14 protein-coding genes and 1 other RNA gene are annotated in these 17,525 nt (G+C 34.4%); 8 read left to right on the top strand and 7 right to left on the bottom strand.

Translation table 11 applies throughout. From position 1 onward, the window contains the following. The first annotated feature begins 61 nt into the window (after positions 1 to 61). Positions 62 to 778, top strand: a complete 717-nt coding sequence (locus I5M07_RS09730) for a YebC/PmpR family DNA-binding transcriptional regulator (RefSeq protein WP_200106244.1) — start codon at positions 62 to 64, stop codon at positions 776 to 778. A gap of 399 nt (positions 779 to 1,177) precedes the next feature. Next, positions 1,178 to 6,022, top strand: coding sequence for a pectate lyase family protein (locus I5M07_RS09725; RefSeq protein ID WP_200106243.1), 4,845 nt, complete (start codon positions 1,178 to 1,180; stop codon positions 6,020 to 6,022). A gap of 97 nt (positions 6,023 to 6,119) precedes the next feature. Here I5M07_RS09725 and I5M07_RS09720 read toward each other — a convergent pair whose 3' ends face one another. Further along, positions 6,120 to 7,547 (bottom strand): ATP-dependent DNA helicase, encoded by a 1,428-nt coding sequence (locus I5M07_RS09720; protein WP_200106242.1) that lies wholly within the window; start codon positions 7,545 to 7,547, stop codon positions 6,120 to 6,122. A 299-nt stretch (positions 7,548 to 7,846) separates the two neighbouring features. Here I5M07_RS09720 and I5M07_RS09715 point away from each other — a divergent pair, with 299 nt between their 5' ends. Next, positions 7,847 to 8,668: a DUF3822 family protein gene (locus I5M07_RS09715; RefSeq protein WP_200106241.1), complete on the top strand. Its 822-nt coding sequence runs from the start codon at positions 7,847 to 7,849 to the stop codon at positions 8,666 to 8,668. Further along, positions 8,665 to 9,273 (top strand): RsmD family RNA methyltransferase, encoded by a 609-nt coding sequence (locus I5M07_RS09710; RefSeq protein ID WP_200106240.1) that lies wholly within the window; start codon positions 8,665 to 8,667, stop codon positions 9,271 to 9,273. Before I5M07_RS09715 ends, I5M07_RS09710 begins: the two co-directional genes overlap by 4 nt. Positions 9,274 to 9,315: 42 nt before the next feature. Here I5M07_RS09710 and I5M07_RS09705 read toward each other — a convergent pair whose 3' ends face one another. Beyond that, positions 9,316 to 10,221 (bottom strand): hypothetical protein, encoded by a 906-nt coding sequence (locus tag I5M07_RS09705; RefSeq protein WP_200106239.1) that lies wholly within the window; start codon positions 10,219 to 10,221, stop codon positions 9,316 to 9,318. 212 nt (positions 10,222 to 10,433) lie between these two features. Further along, positions 10,434 to 10,865, bottom strand: a complete 432-nt coding sequence (locus tag I5M07_RS09700; protein ID WP_200106238.1) for a hypothetical protein — start codon at positions 10,863 to 10,865, stop codon at positions 10,434 to 10,436. Positions 10,866 to 11,048: 183 nt separating this feature from the next. On the opposite strand from I5M07_RS09700, the gene I5M07_RS09695 reads away from it, so the two are divergent. After that, complete coding sequence (locus I5M07_RS09695; RefSeq protein WP_200106237.1) at positions 11,049 to 11,243, top strand: hypothetical protein; 195 nt, start codon at positions 11,049 to 11,051, stop codon at positions 11,241 to 11,243. A gap of 13 nt (positions 11,244 to 11,256) precedes the next feature. Here I5M07_RS09695 and rnpB read toward each other — a convergent pair. Next, positions 11,257 to 11,605, bottom strand: an RNA gene (rnpB, locus tag I5M07_RS09690) — RNase P RNA component class A. Between the two features lie 118 nt (positions 11,606 to 11,723). Between rnpB and I5M07_RS09685 the strand changes: the two genes are divergently transcribed. The 3 genes from I5M07_RS09685 (at position 11,724) to I5M07_RS15990 (ending at position 13,817) form a co-directional block, all read left to right on the top strand. Next, entirely contained in the window at positions 11,724 to 12,020 is a 297-nt protein-coding gene (locus I5M07_RS09685; RefSeq protein WP_200106236.1) for an SH3 domain-containing protein, read from the top strand. Between the two features lie 88 nt (positions 12,021 to 12,108). Continuing rightward, complete coding sequence (gene dnaX, locus I5M07_RS09680) at positions 12,109 to 13,194, top strand: DNA polymerase III subunit gamma/tau (RefSeq protein WP_200106235.1); 1,086 nt, start codon at positions 12,109 to 12,111, stop codon at positions 13,192 to 13,194. Between the two features lie 68 nt (positions 13,195 to 13,262). Continuing rightward, a complete protein-coding gene (locus I5M07_RS15990) occupies positions 13,263 to 13,817 on the top strand; it encodes a DNA polymerase III subunit gamma/tau (RefSeq protein ID WP_233622011.1) in 555 nt (184 codons plus the stop codon). 14 nt (positions 13,818 to 13,831) lie between these two features. Here I5M07_RS15990 and I5M07_RS09670 read toward each other — a convergent pair whose 3' ends face one another. From I5M07_RS09670 to I5M07_RS09660, 3 genes are read right to left on the bottom strand one after another with little or no spacing between them, the layout of a single operon-like run. Then, the gene (locus tag I5M07_RS09670; protein WP_200106378.1) at positions 13,832 to 14,722 is read right to left on the bottom strand and encodes a Ppx/GppA phosphatase family protein; all 891 of its coding nucleotides are present in this window, start codon (positions 14,720 to 14,722) and stop codon (positions 13,832 to 13,834) included. Positions 14,723 to 14,762: 40 nt separating this feature from the next. Beyond that, a complete protein-coding gene (gene ppk1, locus I5M07_RS09665; protein ID WP_200106234.1) occupies positions 14,763 to 16,832 on the bottom strand; it encodes a polyphosphate kinase 1 in 2,070 nt (689 codons plus the stop codon). Further along, a complete protein-coding gene (locus I5M07_RS09660; protein ID WP_200106233.1) occupies positions 16,832 to 17,323 on the bottom strand; it encodes a SixA phosphatase family protein in 492 nt (163 codons plus the stop codon). The genes ppk1 and I5M07_RS09660 overlap by 1 nt, the downstream gene beginning before the upstream one ends. Positions 17,324 to 17,525: the final 202 nt, after the last annotated feature.

The following is a 17,525-nucleotide window of genomic DNA, read 5'->3' as shown; positions in this document are numbered from 1 at the left end:
TTTTGTTTTTGGATAAATAACTAATAACTGTATTTTTGCAACTCAATTTAATACAATAGAAATGGGAAGAGCGTTTGAATTTAGAAAAGGTAGAAAAATGAAACGTTGGGCTGCAATGGCCAAAACATTTACTCGAATTGGTAAAGATATTGTAATGGCCGTTAAAGAAGGCGGACCAAACCCTGAATCCAATTCAAGATTGAGAGCGGTTATCCAGAATGCGAAAGCAGCCAATATGCCCAAAGACAATGTGGAGCGTGCTATTAAAAATGCAACCAATAAAGATACTGCCAATTACAAAGAAATACTTTTTGAAGGCTATGCCCCACACGGAATTGCCATTTTAATTGAAACAGCATCTGATAACAACAATCGTACGGTTGCCAATATTCGTAGTTATTTTAACAAATGCAATGGAACATTAGGAACACAAGGTTCGGTTGAATTTATGTTTGACCATACTTGTAATTTTAGAATTCCGAAAGAAGGAATAGACGCCGAAGAATTAGAATTAGAATTAATTGATTTTGGCGCCGAAGAAATTTTTGAAGACGAAGATGGTATTTTAATTTATGCGCCTTTTGGTAGTTTTGGTGCTATTCAAAAAGAATTAGAATCGAGAGGTTTAGAAATTTTATCTTCTGGATTTGAACGTATTCCTCAAATAACAAAAGAATTGACCGCAGAGCAAATTGCTGATGTTGAAAAATTAATCGAAAAAATTGAAGAAGACGATGATGTAATGAATGTTTATCATACCATGCAAGAATCGGAATAACATTTTATAACATAAAATTCAGAAAAAAGTTTGGCTTCGAGTCAAACTTTTTTTTGCAATAATCTTACTACTACAATATTACCCGAGAACTTTCGTTTAATAAAGACTTAAAATTGCTTTTTGGGATTTTATTTTAAAAATTCCTTATAAAAATTTACTTCTTCCTAAAATACTCCTTTTTTTAAAAACCCAACGAAAACAATACTTTACTACGAATTTCATAATTGTAATTTTTACATTTTATGTTATAAAAAAATATTGTTTTCATTTTTTTTGTGAGTTTTAATAACAATTTGATAATATTAAATTTTTTTAAAGAGTAATTTACTTACATTTGTGCAATCGATTACATCTCTAATCGATTAAAAATCATTTTATTAACTAATAACCCCAAATCAAATGTTAAAAAAACTAATGATTTTGGTAACTGTTTTGATGACAAGTCATTACTCAATTGGACAAACAGTTACTATTAACGAATCGGCAGGTTGGCTTGAATCTGCTTATGTTAAATGGCAACCCGTTTCGGGTGCTCAAAGCTATAATGTGTATTATAGTGGAAATGGTGTCACCAATAAAAAAATTGACGACCCATTAATTCGGAGTTACGGCTCGTACTTCAGAGCCGATGTATTAGGCCTTAAAGCCGGTACATACACTCTAAAAGTTGCCCCTGTTATTTCTGGAACCGAAGGCACGGCAGCAACAACAGGAAATTTAACCGTTAAAGCACACGATCGTTCTGGATTTGCATTTGCAAATGGTCGTGTTCCTGGTGCATATAATGCAGACGGAACTCCAAAATCGGGAGCCGTTATCTTGTATGTAACCGAAAAAACCAAAAACACCATTTCGTTGGATGTTACAGGAGCATCGGCAAATCCTTGCGTAGGCTTGCAAACCATTTTGGATGCCTTTAAAAAAGGAAAAGACACACGCCCTTTAATTATCCGAATGGTAGGACAAATTACCGATTTGTCATACATGATGGCGGGTGATATTGTTATTGAAAACTCCAATAATGCCGCAAGTTTTATTACACTTGAGGGTGTTGGTGAAGATGCAGTAGCTGATGGATGGGGTGTTCGAATTAAAAATGCTTCCAATATTGAAATCCGCAATATTGCAACCATGAACTGTAATAGTGGTGAAGGCGATAATGTAGGCTTACAACAAGGTAATGATTATGTTTGGGTTCACAATGTAGATTTATTTTATGGCGATGCAGGAAGTGATGCCGATCAGGCAAAAGGTGATGGCGCCTTAGATTGTAAAAAATCGACTTATGTAACATTTGCCTATAATCACTTTTGGGATACTGGAAAATCAAATTTATTAGGTTTAAGTGAAGGAACTACGTCTGGATTGTACGTAACCTATCACCATAACTGGTATGATCACTCCGATTCGCGTCATCCACGTGTTCGTTATTATTCGGCACACATCTATAACAATTATTACGATGGAAATTCGAAATACGGTGTAGGTTCTACCTTAGGCTCTTCTTTATTAGTAGAGGGAAATTATTTCAGAAATTGTAAATATCCTATTTTAACTTCAATGCAAGGTTCGGATATTTTTGACGAAAGTTCACAAAGCAATAATGCAGGAGAAATGGCCACTTTTTCTAAAGAAGCTGGTGGATCTATTAAAGCCTTTAATAACTATATGATTGGACAAAAACGATTTGTACCCTATGGTGCAAGTGGCTATCCAAATTCTACGGTCGATTTTGATGCCTTTGTTGCAACTAGCAGAAATCAAACTATGGCAAGCAACATCAAATCTTCGTCTGGTGGAAATACACACAATAATTTTGACACTAATTCTAGCATTATGTACAGTTATACTGCCGATAGTCCCGAAGTGGCCATGGCAAATGTAAAACAATATGCAGGAAGACAAAATGGCGGTGACTTTAAATGGACTTTTAACAATTCGGTTGACGATGCTTCATACGATTTAAATGTCCCTCTAAAAAGTGCCCTTACCAGTTACAAAACCAAATTGGTGTACATTCAAGGAGAAGGACAAGTTGTGGTACCAACACCAGATCCTGTAGTAAATCTTACTACAACAGCTGGTCAAAATTCGGTAACTTTAAATTGGACTGTTAGCAACCTTACTGCCACTGGTTACGAAGTATATCGTGATACCGACTCCGACCCAAGTGGGCGAGTTAAACTTTCGAATGTATCAGCTTCTACAACAACCTATAACGATGCTACTGCTGTCGGAGGAACTACCTATTACTATTGGATTAAAGCAAATGGTTCAGTAGATTCGAATGCTATGGCTGCAACTCCAACTGCTGCAACTTCAAATGGAACTATTACATTAAACGCTACAGCAGGAAATGCTACAGTTAATTTGAGTTGGACAACTTCTAACTTAACTGTTACAGCATTAGAAGTGTACCGAGATACCGATGCTGACCCAGCAGGAAGAACTAAATTGGCTACTTTAGCCACTAACGCAACCACTTATGCTGATACAACCGTTAGCAATGGCACTACTTATTATTATTGGATTAAAGCCAATACAAACTTAGACTCTAATAGCGTAACAGCTACACCTGCAGGTAGTACTACACCAGGAAACGGCGCTACAATTTATGTAGCAACAAATGGATCTGCCAACAATCCAGGCACACAAGCTTTGCCAACTACTTTTGAAAAAGCATTAACTACCGTGACTGCAGGAGGAACTATCTTTGTAAAAGGAGGAACTTATAACTTTTCTTCTACAATCTTAATTACAGCAAATGGTTCATCAGCTTTAAACAAAGTCTTTGCTTATGATGGTACGCCAATTTTAAATTTCTCGGCAATGGTAGAAAGCACTTCTAACCGAGGAATTGTTTTGGATGGAGATTACTGGCATTTTAAAGGAATCATCATAGAAAATGCAGGTGATAATGGTATGTTACTATCAGGAAATAATAACAAAATTGAAAACTGTATTTTCAGAAAAAATAAAGATACTGGTTTACAATTGAGTCGCTACAACACTTCTGCTACCAGCATTAGCCAATGGCCTTCAAACAATTTAATTTTAAACTGTGAAGCATACGACAATCATGATTCGACCAACGAAAACGCCGATGGTTTTGCAGCGAAATTAACTTGTGGAACCGGTAACATTTTCCGCGGATGTGTTTCTCACCATAATATTGATGACGGTTGGGATTTATATACCAAAAGCGATACGGGACCAATTGGAGCTATTTTATTTGAAGATTGTATTGCCCATGATAACGGAATTTTAACCACTGGAGGAACTACTGGTAGTGGTGATAAAAACGGATTTAAATTAGGTTCTTCATCGGATAAAGTAAACCACATTGTACGTCGTTGTATAGCGTACAACAATGGAAAACATGGATTTACCGATAACGGAAATATCGGTTCGATTGAATTTACAAACAACACTTCGTATAATAATGCCGAATATAATATTCACACTCGTGATGGTGCTACACACGTTTGGAAAAACAATTTATCTTTTGGTAATTCAACCAATGACAGAATCATCGGTACCAAAACAGCTCCAAATTCCTTTATAGGCGCTAATGGTGGTTTTTCAGTAAGCAGTTCTGATTTTGAAACCTTAACTCCTGGTCCAAATGCAACGCCAACCGCTAACGGATTTTTAAAACTAAAAGCAGGAAGTAGTTTGATTGATGCAGGTGTTACCAGTACAGGTATTACCTACAACGGAAGCAAACCAGATTTAGGAGCTATTGAATACGGATCTACGGTTGTAGTGCCAACTGGAACTGTTACTTTAACTGCAACAGCTGGAGATGCAATTGTTACTTTAAACTGGACTATTGCAGACCTAACAGCTACGAGCTTTGAAGTCTATCGTGATACCGATGCTGACCCAAGCGGAAGAGTAAAATTAGCTAATTTAACCGCTACAGCTAATAACTATACTGATGCTACCGCTTTAAACGGAACTACTTATTACTATTGGATTAAAGCAAATGGAGTTATCGACTCTAATTCGGCTTCGGCTACTCCTCAAGCAGCAGTAGTAGGAACTGTAACTTTATCAGCAACAGCAGGTAATGCTTCAGTAAATTTAAATTGGACAACCACAAACTTAACTGCTACTAGTTTCGAAGTATATCGTGATACGGATGCTGATCCTGCTGGAAGAACTAAATTAACTGCCATTTCTACCTCAACCACAAGTTATACTGATGCTACCGCTGTAAATGGAACTACTTATTACTATTGGATTAAAGCGAATGGTTCAATTAACTCAAATGCTGCTTCGGCTACGCCACAAGCACCAGTGTCGGGAACGATTAACTTGACTGCTACTGCCGGAAATGCATCTGTTGCTTTAAATTGGACGATAAACAACCTTACTATTACAGGTTTAGAAGTGTATCGTGATACCGACGCTGATCCAGCAGGAAGAACTAAATTAACCGCTGTTTCTACTTCAACAACTAGTTATACCGATGCTACTGCAGTTAACGGAACCACTTATTATTATTGGATAAAAGCCAATGCTTCTATCAATTCGAATGCTGCTTCGGCTACTCCAGCAGGCAGCACAACACCTAGTACTCCTACTCGAATTGAAAACTCGGATGCTGGAACCATTTCTTATGATGGCGCTTTAAAATCATATCCAAATGCAGATAATGGCATCACGATCAATTTATCAAATGATAGTGGAAAAGAAATTGTATGGAATTATAATGCCAACACAGCAGGAAGTTACCAAGTATCTTTTAGATATACCCGTAAAGCCAGCATGAATCCAAGTGCCATTATTTTGATTAATGGCGTTTCTCAAACTTTATCCTTGAGCGAAACAGCTAGTGGTGAATTTACTACTTCAGCTATAAACGCCAATTTGGTTAGCGGAAATAACACCATTATTTTACGATCAAATGCTACTGGAGAAAGCGCTGATATCGATTGGATTGAAATTAAAAAATCGGGAACTACCAGTAAAATGGTAGCCGAGATTATAACTGAAGAAATAAAAAATGTTGAAATTTCAGTTTATCCAAATCCAACTACTGATTATGTAACAGTTCAAACTCCTGAAAACACTACGACAAACATTGCCGTTTATAACACTTCAGGACAATTGATTTTCTCAAAAGAACAAGCTAAAGGAGATCAAATAGTAGATTTAACACAACAAAGTAATGGAATCTATTTTGTGAGAATCTTAAATGGTAAAAAAGAAATAATCAAAAAGATTATTAAAAAATAATCCAAAAACCCCTTTTAATCCAAATCTATCTCGGCTAGTGCAAAATCTACTAGCCGAGATTTTTTTTATTTTATGTTTTATAAACTGAACTTTTTAATTAAATTTCTTTAAAAAATTCATCTTTAAAACCAATCAAATACAATTTGTTTTTAGCTCGGGTAATGGCGGTATACAACCATCTTACATAATCTTGATCGATGCCATTTGGCAAATAAGGTTGCTCTATAAAAACGGTATTCCACTGCCCACCTTGTGATTTATGACAAGTCATGGCGTATGAAAATTTCACCTGTAAGGCATTAAAAAATTCGTTGGATTTGACTTTTTGAAGTTTCCTATATTTGGTAGTTTCCTCTTCATAATCCTTCATAACTTCTTCGTATAATCGGTTGGATTCTTCAAAAGTTAAAGAAGCTGATTCGCTTTTTATCGTATCCAAAAGTAAAATAGTTTCAAACGGCTTTTGATTCGGATAATCAATAAGTCGAATTTTTACTTTAGCAAATTTGAAACTGTATAACTCTTGTATCGAAAAAATTTCTAAAACCTCAATTATATCACCATTTGCAATAAATCCAACTTCATTCGAATCTTTTAACCAAAAGTAATTGTTCTTTACCACCATCAAAAAATCTCCGGCAGAAAGCTCACTTTCCTTATCCAAAATTTTAGTTCGAATTTGTTCATTGTACAAATTGGCCCGTTTGTTGGATCTTACAATGAAAGCAGTATCCTCAATACTATAATTACTGTAAGATTGATTGATTGCATCTTGAATATCATACCCATCCTGCAACCGTACTATATCTGCAAAAGGTTTGAGTTGAAATTTAAATTCGGTTATAAAATGATCTTGAAGTAACTCGCGTAATTCGGTTGCATTAAACAAAATCCCCGAATTTTCCTCTTGACGCATTACCTCATCCAATTCAATTGATTCGATTTCTTTGTTATAATGTAGCGCCAAAGATTGCGTATCCAAAGCCGGACTAATATCTAAATTTACAGGTGGTAACTGAGCGGTATCACCTAAAAAAATCAATTTGCAATTGATCCCCGAATACACATAACTAATCAGATCATCTAACAAAGAACCATTTTCGTATAATTTTGAATCGGAATTGGTATCCGAAATCATCGAAGCTTCATCAACAATAAAAATGGTATTTTTATGCTTATTGGGTTGTAAAGTAAAAGCCACTCCGCCACCCGATGCTTTTTTAGGAAAATAAATTTTCTTGTGAATCGTAAAAGCTGGTTTTTCGGCATAATTAGCAATTACTTTTGCAGCCCTTCCGGTTGGAGCTAGCAAAACATATTTTTTATTAATTTCGGATAAATTATTCACAATCGTCGAAATAACCGAGGTTTTTCCCGTTCCGGCATATCCCTTTAAAACAAAAAGCGATTCATTCGAGTTTTCCGTTAAAAAAATAGCTATTTTCTGAAAAAAAATATCCTGCTTCATTGTGGGAGCGTATGGAAATTTTTTGTTCAATAAACTATAAAATAAGGAGGAGCTCATAGGTGATAATTTGCTTGCAAAGTAAGGGCTTTTTAAAAGAAGTTAAACGGATTACTTCCTTAAAATTTAAAAACTATCACAATACAAAACCTTTTATTTACTCATAATTAACCTGTTATTAAAAATGAACTAACATACAAAATAGTAAAAAATAGTAGATTGAACTTTTTAAAAGAATAAAAAAACCAAGCTTTTGCATGGACTTTAATTTTGTCTGAGTTATTAAAATTGATTTTGTAAGTTTGTGTACGCATTCTATGCACTTGCCCCAAAACAAGTAACGCATTGTAAATTCAACTATGTCAGCATCTCATACCAATATCATCAGCAAACAATACAAAAAATTAGCACTTCAAGTTTCGTTAAACGGACTCTCTTTTTGTTGTTTTGATACTTTAAACAACAAAATTAGTTCGCTGAATGAAATTCATTTCGAAAACATACACAAAACCACTCCAATTGAAGATTTATTTGCCGATGCTTTTAGTCGCTATCCCGAATTAAAAGACCACTATGATGACATTATAATTGTACACAACAACAACTTGTCTACATTTGTACCGACGGCTTTGTTTGATGAAAATTATTTAGGCAGTTATTTGCAATACAATACCAAAGTTTTTCAAACTGATTTTTTTGCGTTTGATGAAATTCAAAATTACCACATGAACTCGGTTTACATTCCTTATGTAAATATTAATAATTTCTTTATCGATCAATTTGGCAGTTTTGATTACAAACACGCTTCGAGTATTTTGGTCGAAAAATTATTAGATGCATCCAAAAATAACGACGAGAAAAAAATGGTGGTGCATTTTAACCCAGGCCATTTTGAAATTGTAGTGGTGCAAAACCAACAATTGCTTTTATTCAATTCATTTGAATACCAAACGCCCGAAGATTTTATTTATTACTTGCTTTTTACAGCCGAACAGTTGCAACTTAATCCTGAATTTTTTAAATTAGAATTGTTAGGAACCATTTCAGAAAACGATGCTTATTTTAAACTAGCATACAAATACATTCGCAATGTAAGTTTGTTTGATACTACCGATTTACAATCTAAAAACTACTACTCAAAAGCTCAGAATCAACAACATTTTATCTTATTTCAATCATGAGAATTATATCTGGTAAATACAAAGGTAGACGCCTTAGCCCACCGAAAAATCTCCCGGTAAGACCAACAACCGATATGAGCAAAGAAGCATTGTTTAATATTTTAAATAATACTTTCAATTTTGATCAGTTAAAAGTGCTTGATTTATTTGCAGGAACTGGCAACATCAGTTACGAATTTGCTTCGAGAGGAAGTAAACCTGTAACAGCAGTTGATGCCGATTTTGGATGTGTAAAATACATTAAACAAATAGCGGCCGAATTTGATTTTGATATTGCCGCTACCAAAAGTGATGTTTTTAAATATTTAGAAAATTGCAAATCATCCTTTGATATTATTTTTGCCGATCCGCCTTACGGATTGGATCAGGCAACTTTCGAAAAAATTATTTTAACTGTTTTTGATAAAGAATTACTTCACGAAGACGGAATGATGATTATCGAACATTCTAAATATACCAAATTAGAGCATTTGAGTAATTTTTCGTTTCAAAAAAATTATGGTGGTTCATTTTTCTCTTTTTTCGAATTCAATTCGACGGATGAAGATGAAGAACTTACAGAAGAAAATGCTACTTTACGATTGGTAGAAGATGATGAAGATTAAAGCTTTAATTGAACAAAAACAATTGTAAAAACCATTGTTTAGTTACTTCTTGTCATTTTGCACATACCAAATAGGTTCTGTTGGAAATGCTTGTGTACGGGCATCTACAACTAATCCTTTAGCATTGCCACTAACCGCTTTAAAGACATTGGGTAAACTAACAGGGCTATAATGTTTTTTTAAAATCCAATTGTAGATTTTAGTGGGTTCGTACAACGAAAGAGATTCGTAGGATTCGGTATTTGTGCTTTCATCGGCCCATTTTTGAGCAAAAAACAACTTGTAAAAAGGCACTTTTTTATTATCACAATACGGTCCTCCAATAAATTCATCTGGAACCAAAACATTTACTTTCCACTCCTCAATAGGTAACAAATCCTCTATACCAGCCACTTCTAAAAAGCTAATAGCAAAGGCAGAACAACCGCAACCAGCACCTTCTCTAGGACGATTGCCTCCGTTGTAAAATTGATCATAACCTTTATATTGGTAATCAACCAAATACAACCACAACCGATCAAAAACAGCTTGATTAATCTTATAATTTACAAATGCAATATCTCCATTTTTAACACGCTCTTCTACTTGAGGCACATTAATTTCTTTGCGCTCTAATTTACCATCAATAACAGCAAATAAAACGCCTAAACCATAACCTTCTTTAGTGATTTTATTCATGGGCAGCAAACTCGTTTCGGGCGCCATTCCAACCATTTCGTAGCGGGTGCTATCTTTCAATTCAATCACCATGTGCCCAATCGGATGTCTGTTTTCTCCATAAGGCGATTTAACAATCTTATTTAACAAACAACTTTTAATTAATTTTTTAGGCGATTCCCAATCCATCTTTTTGGGGGCAGGCATGGTATAAATAGTCAATTCCTGCGATTGAACAGTGCCAATGCAGAACAGATAAAAACCCAACTCAAAAATTAAAAAAAAACGCATTGTTAACTTCTTTTTAAATACAAAAGGAATTCATTTATTTTACTGAAAGAGAATAGTATAAATATACGCTTTTAAAATTAAATCGAAATGAGCTAAAACACTTTTGGATAGACTTCCTCATTTAAAACCAAAACTTAATCTCTTTATACATAAAAAAAAGAGAAAACCGCTCTATAAAGCCGTTTTCTCTTTTAAATAATTTATTGATTTTATTAAAATAACATTTTAGCTAAAGGCGAAACAGAACTTGCTGATTTTGGCAAAATTCCCAATAAACTGGTATACTGAGAAGCATTTACCAAACCTTTCATTTTTGAAGTAAACGTATCATTGATTCCTTTCATACCGGCAGCATAACCTGCTTTATCAGTAACCGCTTTAGGTAAAATACTTTTCTTTTTGTTCAACAAATCATTTACCAACGAATTCACCATCGGTTTTTGTGCCTCGGTTAATTTTAATTTCGGATTCAAAACGCCCATGATTTGATTGGAAATTCCGGCAACATCAAATGAACTGGTTGCCGAAGAAGCCGCTTTGCTAGCAGATGCGCTAGCCGATTTACTTAAATCTCCTAAATTTTGTGCTTGTGAGAACGAAACCATTCCCAAAAACAATGCTGTAAATACAATTTTTTTCATCATTATAATTCTAATATTTTAATGTAAATGTATTAAAAAACCGACAATGATTATGGTTTCCTTCGTTTATTTAAAGGTTAAAAAAGCATTTTTCTGCGCTACAATCCTATAAAACGAAATCAAAATTATATAAGGCGAAATGAAACTCTTCCCATTAAATTTGATTTAAATATAAAACAAATTATCATGAACCTGAAACGTATTTTTGGCACATTGCTTACCACATTAGGAATTGCCGGACTAATTTATGCAGCTTTTGTTTTTGCAGATACTACTGGCGAAACGAAAGACATCAAATCACTAATTATTTTTGGAATATTAGGAATGGTATTTTTTATATCAGGAATAGGATTGGTGCGAACTACCAAAGACGAATCGTAGTGTTTTTATTTGAAAAAATAGCAGACCTGTAAGCCGGATTCTGTTCTTTTTGAATTGCTTTTCAACATTCAAAAATACCTTATCATTTATCTAGTCCCGATATTACTAACGGGATCCATCTATCTACCCTTCAGCAACGAACGAGAAATCCTTAAATGCTGATATACTTGATATTTCACCGCATAGAGTTTACCTGGTTTCACTACAGCATTACCTGTACATACTTTCTGTTGCACTTGTCCTAATCCCAATCGATATGAGACCGACGGGTGTTACCCGCTATGCTTCTCTGTGGTGTCCGGACTTTCCTCCCTCTCTTTCTGATAGCAATCAGAAGAAACGGCGATAAGGCGGTCTGCGAGGCAAATTTACTACTTTTAAATTGCCAAATCGAAATTTGCCCCGTTACTTTAACAATCCTTTTACAAGCAAATCATTTTAAATTAGTTACATTTAAGATTCAACTTAAACTTTACTATTATGGCCAAAATGTATCACTACAGCACCATTGCTAAAGCACTCGATCAATTGCATGAAAAAGGGTTTACTTACGATTTCAATCTCAACGAAGAATCTATTATAAAAAATCCTGCCAAATTTGAAATTGTGCACATTTACAGGTACGAAGGAAATTCGGATCCAGGTGATGAGGCTATTGTGTATGGAATCAAATCTAGTTCAGGAAAAAAAGGTGTTTTTGTGGATGGATTTGCTGCAAATAGCCAAACCGAAGCCGCTAAAATCTTAATCGATTTAAGCATTAAAGGTCGCATATAAGGCTTAGCAAATTCTTGATTTTTCCGAAGTCAAACTTTTTTATCTTTTAAATAAAAAACTATCTTTGCTACTCGCTTAAAAAAAATCTATGGAACAATTTATCGTGTCGGCTCGCAAATACCGTCCGCAAACATTTAAAGATGTTGTGGGGCAAAAGGCCATAACCAACACCTTACTAAATGCCATAGAAAACAACCATTTGGCCTCAGCACTTTTGTTTACAGGACCAAGAGGAGTAGGAAAAACCACTTGTGCTCGTATTTTAGCCCGAAAAATAAACCAACCCGGATACGACGACCCCAGCGAAGATTTTGCCTTTAATGTTTTTGAATTAGATGCTGCTTCAAACAACTCGGTCGACGACATTCGAAATTTAATCGATCAGGTTCGTATCCCTCCGCAAACCGGACAATATAAAGTCTATATTATTGATGAGGTGCACATGCTTTCTTCGGCTGCTTTTAATGCTTTTTTGAAAACATTAGAAGAACCGCCTAAGCACGCTATTTTTATTTTAGCTACTACCGAAAAGCACAAAATCATCCCGACCATTTTATCACGTTGCCAAATTTTTGATTTTAAACGAATCACGGTAAAAGATGCTAAAGAACATTTGGCAGAAGTAGCCCAAAGTCAAGGAATCGCTTTTGAAGACGATGCTTTACACATTATTGCCCAAAAAGCTGATGGTGCCATGCGCGATGCTCTATCTATTTTTGATAGGGTTGTTTCGTATTGTGGAACAAATTTAACGCGACAAGCTGTTACGGAGAACTTAAACGTCTTGGACTACGAAACTTACATTGCCGTAACCGATTTAATTTTAGAAAATAAAATACCCGATTTGCTATTGGCTTATAACGATATTTTAGCAAAAGGGTTTGATGGACACCATTTTATAGCTGGATTGGCTTCGCATTTTAGAGATTTATTGGTTTGCCAAAACCCAATAACATTGTCGCTTTTAGAAACAGGCGAACAGGCGCAAAAAATGTACGGATTGCAAGCGCAAAAATGCACACAAGATTTCCTTTTAAAAGGAATTGAAATTGCCAATGATTGCGATTTAAAATACAAATTAAGTCAAAATCAACGTTTGTTAGTTGAATTAGCGCTTATGCAGTTAGCCTCCATCACTTTCGATGGAGAAAAAAAAAAGCTGAGTCCTTTATAATTCCACCTACATATTACCGTAATACAGCTTATTCTATAATAGAGGATAAAAAAACGCAAGCTCCAGATTTGGAACCAAAAACAATAGTTTCTGAATCCGAAGAGTCCAGCAAAGTCAATCCTCAAAAACCAGAAAGTCCTCAAAAAGAAGATAACGCTCCTAAAATTTCGGCCTTATCGCTTTCTAGTATTCGAGCTAAAAAAGTATTAGAAGAAAGCAGCAAAAACTATAGCAAGCCCACAACGGTATTGCCCACAGAAGCCTTTACCGAAACCGAAATGTTATTGCAGTGGAATAAATATGCACAACGTTTGGGAGAAAAAGGGCAAAAAATAATGGAATCATTACTTTTAATAAATGATCCAAAGTTAGATGGTACGAAGATTACTTTAGAACTACCAAACGAAGGTTCTAAAATCGATTTTGAAAGTCAATTACATGGATTATTAGGACATTTAAGAGGGCATTTGCACAATCACGATATCACTATTGAAATCATTGTTAACGAAAGTTTTGAGGCCAAACGCAGTTTTAATGACCAAGACCGTTACAATCGTTTATTAGAAATAAATCCAAACATAGAACTGTTACGTGCTACATTTGGATTGGATTTACATTCTTAAAAAGTCAAACAGTTTTAGATTTTACCAAAATACATCGCTTTTACAATTCCGTCCGAAAGTCCAATTTTCGGAACATAAATTTGACGGGCACCACTCCACTTCATAGCATTTAAGTAAATTCGGGTTGCAGGGATAATTACATCGGCACGATCGGGATTCAGGCTCAATTCCGAAATTCGTTGTTCGTATGTCAAAGAATTCAAAAACGCATATTGCGAATTAATATAAATATACGAAAGCGGTTTTTCCTGAGGTTTACCCGACATTTTGAATAATTTATTGATATTTCCACCCGAACCAATCAAGGTTACTTCTTCATAATCTTCGGTATTGGTTTTAATCCATTTTTCAATTTCGCTCCACACAACATCACAAACCATATTGTTCAACAAACGAACCGTACCTGCTTTAAAAGATCTGGAATTAATCATTCTACCGTTTGAAAATAACGTAAATTCGGTACTTCCTCCTCCAACATCTACAAAAAGATAAGTTTGATCTGTTTTTAGCAGGTGATGTAAATCGGTTGAAGCAATAATGGCGGCTTCTTTTTTACCATCAATTATTTCAATTTTTACATCAGCTTTTTTCTTAATATGTGCTACAACTTCTTTCCCATTATAAGCTTCTCGCATTGCCGAAGTGGCAAAGGCCATATACCGTTCTACTTTATGAACCTTCATCAGTAAATTAAATGCTTTCATGGCGTCGGTCATCCTATCGATATTCTCGGGAGAAATTTCACCAACCGTAAAAGCATCTTGACCCAAACGAATGGGAACACGCACAAGGGAACTTTTATTAAATTGAGGATCTTTTCCTTCTTGTTCCACAATATTGGTAATGAGCAATCGCATGGCATTCGAGCCAATATCAATTGCTGCATATTTTTTCATTTTAATCATGCTCATATATGATGTAAAAGAGTTTTATGAAGAAATTAAATTAAAGAATTTCCTCAATTACCTCAACTTTGTTTTGGTAGTATTTGTACGTTTCTAATTGGGCTCTAAAAATAGGATGATGGTTACGAACTTTGTATTTATTATCTAGTTTATACGAATGATAACGCACTTTTACGTTTCCTTTCCAAGCAATATCAAAATTATCAATCAATTCGTTTTTGATGGATTGATCGTAAATCGGGCAGGTTACTTCTACTCTACCATCTAAATTTCGGGTCATGAAATCGGCTGAAGAAATGTAAACCTCAGTTAATCCGGCATTTCCAAAAATATAAACTCTAGAATGCTCCAAATAATTATCAACAATACTAATAGCTTGAATATTTTCGCTCATACCAGGAATACCAGGAATTAATGAACAAATTCCGCGCACTTGCAACTGAATTTTAACACCTGCATTACTGGCTTCGTATAATTTATCTATCATTTTAAAATCAGACAAACTATTCATTTTCAGTTTTATATGTGTTTTCCTTCCAGCCAAAGCGTGTAAAATTTCACGATCTATAAGTTTGATGAATTTTGAGCGGGTATAATGCGGTGAAACAATCAAATGTTTGTAACGATGTACACGATAGTTGATATCAAAAAACTCAAAAATCTTAGCAATATCCTTTAAAATTTGCTGATGACTGGTAAAAAGAGTCACATCGGTATAGACTTTAGCCGTAGATTCGTTAAAATTTCCTGTTGAAATAAAACCGTATCTTTTTATTTTTTGATCCTCCAAACGTTCGATCACACAAATTTTACTGTGCACTTTTAGTCCTTTAATTCCAAAAATCAAATTTATACCTTCGGTCTGCATTTGTTCGGCATACATGATATTAGAGGCTTCATCAAAACGGGCTTGTAACTCTATTTGAACGGTTACTTTTTTACCGTTTTTAGCTGCATTAATTAACGAAGAAATAATCTGCGAATTCTTAGCCAAACGGTACAATGTGATTTTTATTGAAATTACTTTTGGATCGAGTGCAGCTTCTCTTAAAAATTTGGTTAAATACGAAAAAGATTGATACGGTGCATTAAGCAAATAATCCCTTTTACCGATTCGTTCTAAGATACTTCCTTCTAAACTCAAACCTGGAATAGGTAAAGGCACGTTGGTTTTATAAAGCAAATCGAATCTTCCTAAATTTGGGAAATTCATATAATCCCTTCTGTTGTGATATCTTCCACCCGGAATTATACTATCGGAAGATACAATTTTCATTTTTTCTAAGAAAAACTGTAGCGTATCTTCTTCTATTAACTGATCGTAAATAAAACGTACTGGTTCTCCAATTCGTCTGTCTTTAACACTCGTTGAAATTTTTTCGAGCATACTTTTACTCAAATCACTATCGATTTCCAATTGGGCATCTCGTGTAATTTTGATCATGTGCGCCGATACATTTTCGTAATCAAAAATATTGAAGATACCGCCCAAATTATGACGGATAACATCATCAATTAAAATTACATACTGTTTTTCGTTATTGGAAGGCAAAACCACAAAACGGTTGATGGTCATCGGAATTTCGATAACCGCATACCGAACTTGATCGGAATCTTTTATTTGCAAACGAACAGCTAAATATCCCACTGTATCTTTAAGCACGGGAAATTCGGCCAAATCATTCAAAATTATCGTCACCAATTCGGGACTTAATTTTTGAATAAAAAAGTCTTTTAAAAAATCTTCTTGTTCGTTAGTAATGTCATTTTCATTGATAATAAAAATGTTTTGCTTTTCGAGTTCATTTTCGATGTTACTTAATATTCGTAAACTTTCCGATTGTTGTTGGATTACAATTTCGGTAATTTCTTTGATTAAATCGGTAGCCGAAATGCCCCCTAAATATTTTTCTCCCGAAATTCCAGACAAACTCAACCTGCGAATTGCGGCAAAACGTACTCTGAAAAATTCATCTAAATTATTGGAAAAAATTCCTAAAAAACGCAATCTTTCGAGTAAAGGAACCGATTCATCTGCTGCTTCTTGCAAAACTCTTGCATTAAACGACAACCAGCTTTTTTCTCTATCTATATATCTTTGTTCGTACACTATACTTTTTTTAAATCTTTAGGAAACAGTACTTTATGGGTTTTTCCTTTTTTAATTTCATCCCAACTTGAGGCTTCAAATTGTAAGGAAACAAAACCCGAAGTCGGAACATTTTCTATGAAAACATCTCCAAATTTATTAACAAAATTCGTAATAGCCTCGTTATGTCCGAAAAGAATAACACTATCAAAATCATTATCACACGATTTGATTACATTTTCCAATTCCTTACGATCAAAAGTGTACAATTCATTTTTAAAAACAATGCTTTCGAGCGGATAGGACATATTTTGAGCGAAAATAAAAGCTGTTTCTTTTGCCCTAGCTGCGGGACTACTCCAAATAATGTATGTTTTTGGTAAAAATTCGCTTACAGCGGCAGAAACCATATGAGCATTAACTATTCCTTTCATTTGTAAGGGTCTATCAAAATCCTGCAAAGGAGCTTCCCAACTGGATTTAGCATGACGTATTAAAATTAAATTTTTCATAGGAAACTACATTATCTAAAGATTATTAATACAAAAATTGTTATAGTCTAATTTACAAAAGAAAAGTTTAGAAACATTTTTTTTAAGACAAAATTGAGATGAAAAATGCTTTTTTAAAATCCAGTTACTGTAAAAAACGGCCATTTTTAAAATTGAATTTTATAACGTATGAAGATGATATTTAAAAACAATAATGTAGTTT

The organism is Flavobacterium agrisoli (genome assembly GCF_016522065.1).
GTDB lineage: Bacteria > Bacteroidota > Bacteroidia > Flavobacteriales > Flavobacteriaceae > Flavobacterium > Flavobacterium agrisoli.
The sequence above is the reverse complement of the archived record's forward strand: the minus strand, read 5'-3'. Positions and strand labels throughout refer to the sequence as shown.

Excerpts from the sequence above, each read along its gene's own strand:
- I5M07_RS09685 (WP_200106236.1), top strand. The coding sequence starts at position 11,724 with ATGGCCAAAATGTATCACTACAGCACCATTGCTAAAGCACTCGATCAA.
- I5M07_RS09695 (WP_200106237.1), top strand. The coding sequence starts at position 11,049 with ATGAACCTGAAACGTATTTTTGGCACATTGCTTACCACATTAGGAATT.
- I5M07_RS09715 (WP_200106241.1), top strand. The coding sequence starts at position 7,847 with ATGTCAGCATCTCATACCAATATCATCAGCAAACAATACAAAAAATTA.
- I5M07_RS09720 (WP_200106242.1), bottom strand. The coding sequence starts at position 7,547 with ATGAGCTCCTCCTTATTTTATAGTTTATTGAACAAAAAATTTCCATAC.
- I5M07_RS09710 (WP_200106240.1), top strand. The coding sequence starts at position 8,665 with ATGAGAATTATATCTGGTAAATACAAAGGTAGACGCCTTAGCCCACCG.
- I5M07_RS09700 (WP_200106238.1), bottom strand. The coding sequence starts at position 10,865 with ATGATGAAAAAAATTGTATTTACAGCATTGTTTTTGGGAATGGTTTCG.
- I5M07_RS09725 (WP_200106243.1), top strand. The coding sequence starts at position 1,178 with ATGTTAAAAAAACTAATGATTTTGGTAACTGTTTTGATGACAAGTCAT.
- I5M07_RS09670 (WP_200106378.1), bottom strand. The coding sequence starts at position 14,722 with ATGATTAAAATGAAAAAATATGCAGCAATTGATATTGGCTCGAATGCC.
- I5M07_RS09705 (WP_200106239.1), bottom strand. The coding sequence starts at position 10,221 with ATGCGTTTTTTTTTAATTTTTGAGTTGGGTTTTTATCTGTTCTGCATT.
- I5M07_RS09730 (WP_200106244.1), top strand. The coding sequence starts at position 62 with ATGGGAAGAGCGTTTGAATTTAGAAAAGGTAGAAAAATGAAACGTTGG.
- dnaX (WP_200106235.1), top strand. The coding sequence starts at position 12,109 with ATGGAACAATTTATCGTGTCGGCTCGCAAATACCGTCCGCAAACATTT.
- I5M07_RS09660 (WP_200106233.1), bottom strand. The coding sequence starts at position 17,323 with ATGAAAAATTTAATTTTAATACGTCATGCTAAATCCAGTTGGGAAGCT.